This window comes from Vibrio sp. 1751, from assembly GCF_033339895.1.
GTDB classification, from domain to species: domain Bacteria; phylum Pseudomonadota; class Gammaproteobacteria; order Enterobacterales; family Vibrionaceae; genus Vibrio; species Vibrio alginolyticus.
On the sequence record NZ_JAWOVM010000108.1, the window covers coordinates 1 to 11,710 of the forward strand.

Consider the following 11,710-nt stretch of genomic DNA (forward strand, 5'->3'; position numbering starts at 1 on the left):
GCGAGAATAAAGTGCTTGTTTTTGAACATCTTGGCTTCCTTGCAACGACATACTGCGAATATGGTAACTGAAAAGTGAGAATAAAAAAGCCCCGGACGGCTGGTTCCAAACGGGGCTTTTGTGGTTTTGATTAGTTTTTAGTGATCCACTGCACTACCAGCACCTACTGGCACGCGAACGTGTTCGACTAGGTCTTTTACTTCTTGTGGCGTTTCTGCTGTTACTTTGGAGACAGCGAATGCGACGATGAAGTTAAATAGTGCGCCAATAGCACCAAACGCGTTTGGCTCAATACCTAGGAACCAGTTTGTTCCCCAGCTTTCTAGATACTTCCAATCAGCAACGAAAAGGATGCCTTTGTGTTGGAATACGTAGAACAGCGTAATACTGATACCCGCAATCATACCGGCGATTGCGCCTTCTTTGTTGATGCTCTTGCTGAAGATGCCCATCATCAATGCAGGGAAGATGGATGAAGCGGCAAGACCAAAGGCGAGTGCTACCGTACCTGCGGCAAATCCAGGCGGATTTAGACCGAGATAGCCTGCGGCTGCTATCGCTACTGCCATTGATATTCGACTAGCAAGTAGCTCTTTTTTCTCGGATATGTTCGGATTGATAACCCCTTTGATTAAGTCATGGGAAATAGCTGAAGAAATGGCGAGTAGTAAACCTGCTGCGGTAGATAGTGCAGCTGCAAGACCACCTGCTGCCACAAGTGCGATCACCCAGTTTGGTAGTTTAGCGATCTCTGGGTTAGCCAATACCATGATGTCGTTATCAACGCGCAGTTCGTTGGTGGACGCATCTGAAGTGTATTGGATATTGCCATCGCCATTTTTATCGTCAAAACCGAGTAGTCCAGTTGTTTCCCAGTTTTTGAACCACGCAGGACGCTCGTCATACGCTAGGTGCTGACCCGGAGCTGGATTTACCGTATTCATTAGGTTGAGACGAGCCATCGCTGATACCGCTGGTGCTGTAGTGTAAAGGATTGCGATGAAGATCAGAGCCCAGCCTGCTGATGTACGTGCGTCGCGAACCTTCGGCACGGTAAAGAAACGGATAATTACGTGTGGTAGACCGGCAGTACCAATCATCAGTGACATGGTGTAGACAAACATATTAAGTGTGTCGCCACGTACTTGGGTCGTGTATTCACTAAATCCGAGTTCGGTCACAACTTGGTCAAGCCGATCGAGTAGATAGACATCGGTACCAGCCATGGTACTCCCCAGACCAATTTGTGGGATTGGGTTACCAGTGAGTTGCAGAGAGATAAAGATTGCAGGGATAGTGTAAGCAAGAATGAGTACGCAATATTGAGCAATCTGCGTGTAAGTGATGCCTTTCATGCCGCCAAGAACCGCGTACATGAAAACGATACACATACCAATTAATAGGCCAGTGGAGTAGTCCACTTCTAAGAAGCGACCAAACGCAACACCCACGCCTTTCATCTGACCGATAACATAAGTCACTGATGCGATGATAAGACAAACAACCGCTACGATACGTGCGGTATTGGAGTAAAAGCGTTCACCAACGAACTCTGGCACCGTAAACTTCCCAAATTTGCGTAGGTAAGGTGCTAGCAACAGCGCAAGCAGAACGTAACCACCAGTCCAACCCATTAGAAATACTGAGCCGCCATAGCCCATGAAGGCAATTAAGCCTGCCATTGAGATAAACGACGCTGCGGACATCCAATCGGCTGCGGTTGCCATACCGTTTGCAATCGGGTTTACACCGCCACCAGCAACATAAAACTCTTTGGTTGAGCCGGCGCGAGCCCAAATAGCAATCCCGATGTACAGGATGAACGTGGCGCCAACGACCAGGTAGGTAATAGTTTTCAAATCCATCTGAGTGACTCCTTATTCGTCCACGCCGAATTCACGGTCAATTTGGCGCATCTTCCATGCGTAATAGAAAATAATTCCTAGGAACGCATAGATGGAGCCTTGTTGAGCAAACCAGAAACCGAGTTTGTAACCGCCTAGTTGAAATTGATTTAGTACGTCGACAAATAAAATGCCGCAGCCGAAAGACACGACGAACCAGATGACCATTAGGCCGATCATGAGCTTCACGTTTTTGTCCCAATAGGCTTTGGCTCTTTCTTCGCTTTCAAATGCCATTGCCGTCTCCTTACGATTGGTATTGTTGTTAATGAAATGTTTCAATATGTACATTAGCAAGGTGTTGGCAATAACTCTTTTCAACTTTAGTCGGGGTGTTAAAAATGAAGAACCCCCATATTATGGGCTTTTGCAGCGAAAAAAGGGGTAAAACGTTATGTTAATAAACTGTTAAGTTAGCCAAAGGTCTAAAGGTTGATTGGATAAACAGGCATGATTAAGACGGGCCATTAATCTTTTCTTCATTGAACTTGGAGATGCTGTGTAAGTATTGGTGGTGATCTTGTGGCTCTTAAAGAGAGAAGGCGTAGATAAGAAAGCTCACAAGTAATTTATTTACATAAAGTTTTCGCATCAAATCACCGTTTTAACGCACAATAAAGTAATATAACTGAGTCATTCTCGTACAACCTCGCATTTTGAGACGGTGTAAAGGGGAGGCAGATTAGGGCATTACCTCATTAACGAAGTAGCCTTGCTCATCACAATTATTATCGTTTTTCATTAAGGGAGGGTGAGAATGGACGCAGACACCATTAACAGTTTTTTTCTAATAGGTGCGTTGTTAATCGCACTTAGCGTTCTTTTAAGCCCAGTGTCTTCTAAGTTGGGAATCCCAATTCTTTTGGTATTTTTAGCCGTTGGAATGCTAGCGGGGGAAGACGGCTTAGGCGGCATTTTATTCGATAACTTTTCGATCGCTTATTTGGTTAGTAACCTCGCATTAGCCATCATTTTGCTTGATGGTGGGATGAGAACGCGGGTCGCCAGCTTTAGGGTTGCGTTATGGCCCTCGGTCTCTTTGGCGACATTTGGCGTTGCGATCACCACCATTTTGACCGGGCTGATGGCAACGTGGTTATTCGACTTAGATTTATTGCAAGGCATATTGGTTGGTGCGATTGTTGGTTCCACCGATGCTGCCGCGGTCTTCTCTCTACTCAAAGGTCGTAGCCTGAACGAACGTGTTGGTTCAACGCTGGAAATTGAATCCGGCACCAATGACCCAATGGCGGTGTTTCTGACCGTAACTCTGATTGCTATTTTAGCGAACCCTGGCGCAGATTTAAGTGCGGGCTTTTTGGCGTTCAGTTTTCTTAAGCAGTTTGGTATTGGCGCGTTACTTGGCTTCGCTGGTGGCTGGATCTTATGGAAAGTTATCAATCGCAATCAATTACCAGATGGGCTGTATTCTATTTTAACGGTCAGTGGTGGCTTGCTTATTTTCGCTTTATCTAACACTTTGGGTGGCAGTGGTATTTTGTCGATTTACCTTGTTGGTCTTTTATTAGGTAACCGTCCAACACGCAGCCGCCACTCTATTCTTCATGTTTTAGATGGTATGACGTGGCTAGCTCAAATTGGTATGTTCTTGGTGCTTGGTTTGTTGGTTACGCCATCCAATTTACTCTCTATTGCGTTGCCAGGTCTTGCGCTTGCTTTCGGGATGATTTTGTTTGCCCGACCAATCTCTGTTTGGATTGGTTTACTGCCATTCAAGAGTTTCACGCCACGTGAAAAGTGGTTTGTCTCTTGGGTAGGACTGCGTGGTGCTGTACCTATCATCCTCGCGGTATTTCCGATGATGGCAGGGTTGCCAGATGCTCAACTGTACTTCAATTTGGCATTCTTTGTAGTAATGGTGTCTTTGATAGTACAAGGGGGCACGTTGACTAAGGCGATGTCTCTTGCAAAGGTCGAGCTACCTTCTAAGCCTGAGCCAATTTCGCGTACGGGTGTAGAGATTTACCCGACCAGTGAGTGGGAGCTGTTTATCTATAGACTTAAAGCAGATAAATGGTGCATTGGTGAGCCATTACGTAGTCTTTCGATGCCGGAAGGAACGCGTATCGCCGCTGTATTTCGCAGTAAAGAGCTATTGCACCCATCCGGCAGTACGCGTCTTGAGGAAGATGATACCTTGTGTGTATTAGCACAAGAAAAGGATTTAGATGCACTGAGCTTACTGTTTAGTGAAGCCCCAGAGAAAGCGTCGCTAGCGCGATTCTTCGGTGACTTCTTCCTCGATATTGAAGTGAAGCTTGCCGATATTGCCGTGATGTATGGTTTGAATCTGGGGGATGAACCGCTGGATAAAAGTTTGAGAAACCTTGTCGAAGAGCAATTAGGTAGCACGCCAGTATTGGGAGACCATTTCGAGTGGCAAGGTTTGCATTGGATCGTCGCTGATGTTGTTGATCAGCAGGTCACGAAAGTCGGTATCCGATTGCCAAACGAAAAAAGTAAGTCTGACGATAAGACGTCAATCTAGTCGCTCATTTCCGTCAGCATAATCACGGCTTGCGTGCGGTTCTTTACACCGAGCTTACGGAAAATCGCTGTCATGTGCGCTTTTATGGTGGCTTCTGAAACATTCAATTCGTAAGCGATTTGCTTGTTCAGCAAGCCATCGGACAACATTCCCAACACTTTATATTGCTGCGGTGTTAGCGCAGCAATCTTTTCCGCTAAGTCATTACATGCCGCGTTATTGGTGATCAACCCTTCAGGGAAGTATGGGTCGCCATTCAGCACTTGATTGAGTGCGTTCACTAATTCGCGCATGTCGCTGGACTTGGGAATAAAACCAAATGCACCATGGCTTTTCACCTGCGTCACGATCGTCGGCTCTTCACTCGCTGAAACGACGACGATAGGTAAATCTGGATGCTCTGCTCGCAAATGAATCAAGCCAGACATACCATTTGCTCCTGGCATTTTGAGATCCAATAGCACTAAATCTGGCTCTTCCTCTCGTTCTAACAAAGCCAGAAGTGCGTCGAGTGAGTCCGCTTCCAGCAAATTTGCACCACTAATAGCCATGTGGATAGATTGAAACAAGGCATTCCGGAAGAGTGGGTGATCATCTGCAATAATGATGGTGTAGGTCGAATCCATGACGTTAAACACTTTTGACTATTTCGTTAAATTTATTATTGTCCAGCTTTGAGAGAGTGGACAATATTTATTCGCTAAAAGTCTGAACCAAATCGACTTTTATTAGGAAAATTGCATATAAACGCAATGTTCTTATTCAAATCTGAGCAATAAAAAACGCCAGTGGACATCACTGGCGTTTGAATATCTGGTTATCAGAACTGCTTGATATGCTCTAAGAAAGGCTCGGCTTGCATAAAGCCCGTCAAACGAGCGTTTGAAACGTGTTCACCACTGGCATCCCAAAACTCAATTGTTGGTAAACCAAGCACACTCATGTGCTTCAGTAGTTCGATGTCTTGCACTTGGTTTTTGGTCACGTCCGCTTGCAGAAGAACGAAGTCTTGCAGTTTGGCTTCGACGCTTGGGTCATGGAAGGTGTACTTTTCAAACTCTTTACATGCTACACACCAATCGGCGTAGAAATCGAGCATGACGGGTTTACCTGCCGCTTTCGCAAGTGCCAGTTGTTCTTCAAGCTCCGCCACGTTAGCAATGCGAGTAAAGCTAACAGTGGCTTGCTGAGTTTGTGTTGTGCTGTTGCCAAACCAGTAATTTAAGGTAGGTTGTGCTGAGGCTAGCAAACCTAAGACGGCGATTATGCCCACGGCACTTTGTTTCCAGCCACCAAACTCTAGACTGTTTTTGATGTGGTATAGCCAACCAAAAGCAGCAATACCCAGTGCTGACCACAGAATCGTTGACCACATTTCTGGCATGATGCGTTCTAGTAAGAAGATAGGTGCGGCAAGCAGAATAAAGCCGAAGAGTGTTTTCACTCGGTCCATCCAACCGCCGGCTTTTGGTAGCAACTTGTTGCCAAATACCGCTACAAGGATCAGCGGAATACCCATGCCCATCGCTAGCGCGTAAAGGGCGACCCCACCGGTGAGTAAGTCGCCACTTTGTGCTACGTAAAGCAGCGCACCAGAGAGTGGGGCGGTAGTACACGGAGAACAAACCAAGCCAGATATTGCCCCCATTGCAAACACGCCAGCACTGCTACCACCTTGCTGCTTGTTGCTGAGGTTGTTTAACCACGTTTGAACGTTGCTTGGTAGCTGTAATGAGTACAGACCAAACATAGACAAAGCGAGTGCGATGAACAGTACGCTCAAACCAATCAGCACATAAGGGTGTTGCATTGCCGCTTGGAACTGCATACCTGCAGATGCCACCACAAGGCCGAGTAGGGTGTAAGTCAGCGCCATGCCTTGCACGTAGACGAATGACAAGCCTAGCGCACGGCGTTGGCTTAGTTTGCCACTGCCAAGCACTATGCTGGTCAGAATTGGGTACATCGGTAGCACACAAGGTGTAAACGCCAAGCCCACACCAAGCGCCAAGAACAGAAGTGGTGTCCACCAGTTATCAGCAAGGTTGGCTGCAAGGCTATCTTGCTGTGTTACTGGCGCTGATGATGTGTCATCAGACGTAGATGATTGCGCCGCTGGTGGCGTTGCTGTTGGTGCTTGTTCTGCTTTTGGTATTGTCGTCGCCGCTGTTGAATCTGAGTTCGACGAAGTAAACGCGCTGATAGGAATCACGCGAGTTTCTGGCGGGTAACAGAAGCCTGCTTTCGCACAACCTTGGTATTGCACCACCACGCGCGCACCGTCTTGCCAATCATGCATTGGTACATTAACGAAGAGAGGTTGAGTATAGATATGCACGTCACCAAAGAATTCATCTTTATGCGGTGTGCCGTCTTCCATTTGCAGTTCGCCTAGCGATACTTTCTCACCAGCTACAGACAAGCGCTCTTGATATAGGTAGTACCCGTCACGTACCTGCCAATCGAGCATCAATTTGTCATCTTGCTGGTAGAAGTTAAATGGAAACGCCTGATCAACCGGAACAAAGCTGTCGCTGCTGCTACCAAAACTGTTGTTCTGGCTACTGTTAAACTGGTCTTTGCCAAATAAAGCTAAAGACGGAGTGGAAAAGGTAATGAGCCCTAAGAGTAAAACGGAAAGTAATGCGCGCATAAAAGAGTCAATTCATCTTAGATAATTGCCGTTAGTGTAACTCAATCAGACCCGGAGGCGAGTCAATAAGTTTCATGAAAATGAAGATTTATTGAGCATAAATCAAGACAACAGGCAATAAAAAAGGGAGCCGAAGCTCCCCGAGTAAGACTCTGTTTCTACTAGATCAGTAGACCACCGAATGCGAAGCCAAGTGCTACCGCAGAAGCGATGGTTACCACACCAGGTACAAAGAATGGGTGGTTGAATACGTACTTACCGATACGAGTTGAACCCGTGTCGTCCATCTCAACCGCTGCTAGAAGCGTTGGGTAAGTTGGCAGCACGAATAGCGCACTTACTGCTGCGAAAGATGCAACTGCGGTAAGTGGTGCGACACCGATTGCTAGTGCTGCTGGCATCAGCGCAACAGTGGTTGCACCTTGTGAGTAAAGCAGCATTGAAGCGAAGAATAGAACGAGTGCTAGCATCCATGGGTAGTCTGCTAGTAGCGCACCAGCCACTTCTTTGATGCCGTCAACGTGCGCGTTAACGAACGTAGAACCTAGCCATGCCACACCAAGAACACACACACACGCTGTCATACCAGAGCGGAATGTTGCTGCGGCTGGGATTTTGCCAGCATCGATTTTACAGCTCATTACGATAGCTGCCGCAGCTGCTAGCATTACCGTCATGATAGCTTCGTTACGGCCTAGAGCAGGGTTCTCGATAAGACCCACAGAGCCAGAAATTGCTGCTGCGTAACACACGACAAATGCGATTGCGCCTAGGAAGATGAATGTTGCTTTCTTCGCTGTTGGTAGGATTTCGCGTTTTGCTTCTGTATTTAGCTTGATTAAGCCTTTTTCTAGACGCTCTTGGTATTCAGCATCGTCTTTTAGCTCACAGCCCATGAAGTTCGCCACGAACGCACCGATCATGCACGCGATGAACGTCGTTGGGATACAGATTGCTAGTAGTGTTAGGTAGTCAACGCCAAATGGGTGCAGCATTGCCGCGAACGCTACAACAGCCGCTGAGATTGGTGATGCGGTGATAGCGATTTGCGATGCTACGACCGCGATAGACAGTGGACGAGAAGGGCGCACGCCTTGGCCTTTCGCTACTTCTGCAATCACTGGCAAAGTAGAGAATGCCGTGTGGCCAGTACCCGCCATTAATGTCATTAGGTAAGTTACGATAGGCGCATAAAAGGTGATGCGCTCAGGATGCTTGCGCAAAAAGTTTTCAGCAACTTGCACCATCCAGTCTAAACCACCCGCTACCTGCATTGCTGCGATAGCGGTGATTACAGACATGATGATCAAAATTACGTCAACGGGAATGTAAGCTTGGCTTGTTGGTACGCCCAAGATCAAAGACAACGCAATGACCCCAGCACCACCGGCAAAACCAATGCCGATACCACCGATTCTTGCCCCCAAATAGATGAAGAGCAGAACCACGAAGAGTTCGACCATGACCATATTGATACCTCTTTAGTTTTTTATTTGATTCTGATTTTTTGAACACTCAGGAACAGGAGTAAATGCTCAGAGAATGAGAACCTAGTGGTTTAGCGGCAATAAAAGCATATAAAAAATGTGGTTAACCGTATGAGAGCCTAAAAAAGGGGCCTGAGTGGCCCCCTTCGGATTCGTTATTACTCGTAACGTTTTGCTTTGTAAGTAGGATGCATGAAGTTTTCTACTGACAAGATTTCATCAAGCTCCTCTGCTGTAAGCAGACCGCGCTCTAGCACGACTTCACGAACACTCTTACCAGTTTCTGCACAAATCTTACCTACGATGTCACCTTCGTGGTGGCCGATGTATGGGTTTAGGTAAGTGACGATACCGATAGAGTTGTAAACGTAGTTTTCGCAAACTTCTTTGTTCACAGTGATGCCGTCGATACATTTATCACGTAGGTTCACACACGCGTTGTGTAGTAGAGAGATAGACTCAAACACACTTTGTGCGATCACAGGTTCCATAACGTTTAGCTGTAGCTGACCGCCTTCTGCTGCGAAAGAAACCGTGTTGTCGTTACCGAGAACTTTGAAGCAAACTTGGTTTACTACTTCTGGGATAACTGGGTTTACTTTAGCTGGCATGATTGAAGAGCCTGCTTGCATTTCAGGTAGGTTCAATTCATTTAGACCCGCACGAGGACCAGAAGAAAGTAGACGAAGGTCGTTACAGATCTTCGATAGTTTCACTGCTAGGCGTTTTAGCGCGCCGTGAGTCATTACGTATGCACCACAGTCAGACGTTGCTTCGATAAGGTCTTCTGCTGCAACAACGTCAAGGCCTGTTACTTCCGCTAGGTGTTTTACTGCAAGCGCTTGGTAGCCAGTTGGTGTATTTAGACCAGTACCGATTGCGGTTGCGCCTAGGTTGATTTCTAGGAGGAGTTTAGATGTGTAATCTAGAGCACGAATCTCTTCGTTTAGTGTTACCGCCCACGCATGGAACTCTTGACCTACTGTCATTGGTACTGCGTCTTGAAGCTGAGTACGGCCCATTTTCAGTACATCTTTAAACTCAACGGCTTTAAGTTCGAATGCGCCTTTTAGGTACTCAATTGCTTCCATTAGCTTGTGTACGCTGTTGTATACTGCAATACGGAAACCTGTTGGGTACGCACAGTTGGTTGATTGGCTCTTGTTTACATGGTCATTTGGGTTAACAAATTCGTATTGGCCTTTCTCTTTACCCATCAACTCAAGCGCGACGTTTGCGATCACTTCGTTCGTGTTCATGTTAACTGAAGTGCCTGCACCGCCTTGGAATACGTCTGATGGGAACTGATCCATACACTTGCCAGTTTCTAGGATCAAATCACACGCTTCGATGATGTAGTTTGCAACGTCTTTTGGAATAGCGCCAAGTTCTTTGTTTGCTAACGCTGCTGCTTTTTTGGTCATTACCATGCCGCGTACAAATTCTGGTACGTCAGAAATGGTCATATTAGAGATGTTGAAGTTCTCGATCGCACGTAGCGTATGAATACCGTAGTACGCATCTGCAGGGACATGACGTTGACCTAATAGATCTTCTTCAATACGAGTGGCTGGGTTTGCTGTTTTTGGAGCATCAGATAGGGTAGCCATAGCAGGATCCTTAGATGATAATTCTGATAATAAAGTTATTTATTAGCCATTTCTGCAATCTAGAATCCATTCATCAGAATTTTTGGCTGGAAAATCCGTCCTGACTTATGTGGCACATGATACTGCACCTAGCGCATAAAAATAGTAACTAGATCACCTTTTTCGTTTTTCATGAGTCAATAATTTGCAAAGTATGAACGGGTTATTAATAACCCTTTATGGGTGCTCGATTTTCCTCGACAAACATGAGTTTTTAGAGTTCGAAATTAGCACTTTAAAAGCACGAAAAAATCGGTATGCAATTGAATGAACGCGCTCCCGCTACTTTGTCTAAAAGAGAAGGAGACCAGTATGAACACGCTTTTTTACAACGATTCGTTTGAGCTTAGTCTGCTTTTACCATTACACTGAATTAAACAAAGGAGGGCGTGTGTTTCCTATCTTATTATTAGCGTTTATTTTTGTTCCGATCATTGAAATCGGCTTATTTATTCAGGTGGGCGGCTTTTTAGGTTTATGGCCGACCATTGCACTAGTCTTAATCACGGCATTTGTTGGTGCATCGTTGGTTCGTAGCCAAGGTATACAAACACTGATGTCAGTACAGGGGCGTCTTGAACAAGGTGAAATTCCAGCCCAGAAAATTTTTGAAGGCGTAATGCTAGCGGTGGCTGGCGTGCTACTGTTAACCCCGGGCTTTATGACCGATGCCCTTGGTATGTTGGTGTTGCTTCCTGCGCCACGCGCCGCGATAGCTAAATACTTGATGAGCAAAATGGTGGTGAAAACCATGCATGGCGGTGGCTTCCAAGGTGGTTTCTCTAACCAGGGGCCATTTGAGCAAGACCCGTTCCGTCGTGACCCATTTGATTCCCAGTCAGATAATGGCAATACCTTCGAAGGGGAATACGAGCGTAAAGACGATGATGATCGCAACAAGCTCAACTGATTGAGTTAGACAGTAAAGAAAACAAAAGGGCGCACCAAGCGCCCTTTTCTGTATTTGGAATTCGTGCCGCTTACAATGCGCCTTCAAAGCCCATTTGACGCCATGCTTCAAAAGCAATGATCGCAACGGCATTCGAAAGGTTTAGGCTGCGCGCATCTGGCATCATTGGAATGCGAATACGCTGCTCCATTGGCAAGCTATCGATGATTTCAGCAGGCAAACCACGAGTTTCTGGACCAAACATCAAAACATCACCCGTTTGGTATTGTGCATCAACGTGGTGACCTGTGGTTTTGGTGGTGCAGGCAAACAATCGGTAGTTACCTTGCTTCTCTTTCTCTAAATATTCTAAGAACGCTTGATAGTTTTTATGACGCGTTACGCGAGCTAAATCATGGTAATCCAAACCAGCGCGGCGGACTTTTTTCTCTTCAAGATCGAAACCCAGAGGTTCAATTAAGTGAAGGTTTGCACCGCAGTTGGCGCATAGTCGAATGATGTTGCCGGTGTTCGGCGCGATTTCTGGTTCGTATAAAGCGATATCAAACATGGTATTGAAATAGAGTTGGTCAAAGAGAGGGGCAGTATATACCCAAGT

The 11,710-nt window shown here is 46.2% G+C and carries 9 protein-coding genes; 2 read left to right on the top strand and 7 right to left on the bottom strand.

Annotation, left to right across the window (positions count from 1 at the left end; all coding sequences use genetic code 11):
- Positions 1-137: 137 nt before the first annotated feature.
- Together R7041_RS20765 and R7041_RS20770 are read right to left on the bottom strand one after the other, a co-directional pair.
- The gene (locus tag R7041_RS20765) at positions 138-1,865 is read right to left on the bottom strand and encodes a sodium:solute symporter family protein (RefSeq protein WP_005382372.1); all 1,728 of its coding nucleotides are present in this window, start codon (positions 1,863-1,865) and stop codon (positions 138-140) included.
- Between the two features lie 12 nt (positions 1,866-1,877).
- Entirely contained in the window at positions 1,878-2,141 is a 264-nt protein-coding gene (locus R7041_RS20770) for a DUF4212 domain-containing protein (protein ID WP_005382373.1), read from the bottom strand.
- Positions 2,142-2,661: 520 nt separating this feature from the next.
- Between R7041_RS20770 and R7041_RS20775 the strand changes: the two genes are divergently transcribed.
- Entirely contained in the window at positions 2,662-4,413 is a 1,752-nt protein-coding gene (locus R7041_RS20775; protein ID WP_005382374.1) for a potassium/proton antiporter, read from the top strand.
- On the opposite strand, the gene R7041_RS20780 is transcribed toward R7041_RS20775, so the two are convergent.
- The 4 genes from R7041_RS20780 to aspA all read right to left on the bottom strand — a co-directional run bounded on the left by R7041_RS20780 (position 4,410) and on the right by aspA (position 10,163).
- On the bottom strand, positions 4,410-5,039 hold the full coding sequence (locus R7041_RS20780) for a response regulator (RefSeq protein WP_206949722.1): 630 nt from the start codon (positions 5,037-5,039) through the stop codon (positions 4,410-4,412). The two genes, R7041_RS20775 and R7041_RS20780, sit on opposite strands and share 4 nt — an antisense overlap.
- A 194-nt stretch (positions 5,040-5,233) precedes the next feature.
- On the bottom strand, positions 5,234-7,066 hold the full coding sequence (locus R7041_RS20785; protein WP_064368833.1) for a protein-disulfide reductase DsbD: 1,833 nt from the start codon (positions 7,064-7,066) through the stop codon (positions 5,234-5,236).
- A 161-nt stretch (positions 7,067-7,227) separates the two neighbouring features.
- Complete coding sequence (locus R7041_RS20790) at positions 7,228-8,535, bottom strand: anaerobic C4-dicarboxylate transporter (RefSeq protein WP_005382378.1); 1,308 nt, start codon at positions 8,533-8,535, stop codon at positions 7,228-7,230.
- Positions 8,536-8,711: 176 nt separating this feature from the next.
- Positions 8,712-10,163, bottom strand: coding sequence for an aspartate ammonia-lyase (gene aspA / locus R7041_RS20795; RefSeq protein WP_005382379.1), 1,452 nt, complete (start codon positions 10,161-10,163; stop codon positions 8,712-8,714).
- 430 nt (positions 10,164-10,593) lie between these two features.
- Here aspA and R7041_RS20800 point away from each other — a divergent pair, with 430 nt between their 5' ends.
- Positions 10,594-11,112, top strand: a complete 519-nt coding sequence (locus R7041_RS20800) for an FxsA family protein (RefSeq protein ID WP_064368832.1) — start codon at positions 10,594-10,596, stop codon at positions 11,110-11,112.
- 70 nt (positions 11,113-11,182) lie between these two features.
- On the opposite strand, the gene trmL is transcribed toward R7041_RS20800, so the two are convergent.
- Positions 11,183-11,662: a tRNA (uridine(34)/cytosine(34)/5-carboxymethylaminomethyluridine(34)-2'-O)-methyltransferase TrmL gene (trmL, locus tag R7041_RS20805; protein WP_025768811.1), complete on the bottom strand. Its 480-nt coding sequence runs from the start codon at positions 11,660-11,662 to the stop codon at positions 11,183-11,185.
- Between the last annotated feature and the right edge of the window lie 48 nt (positions 11,663-11,710).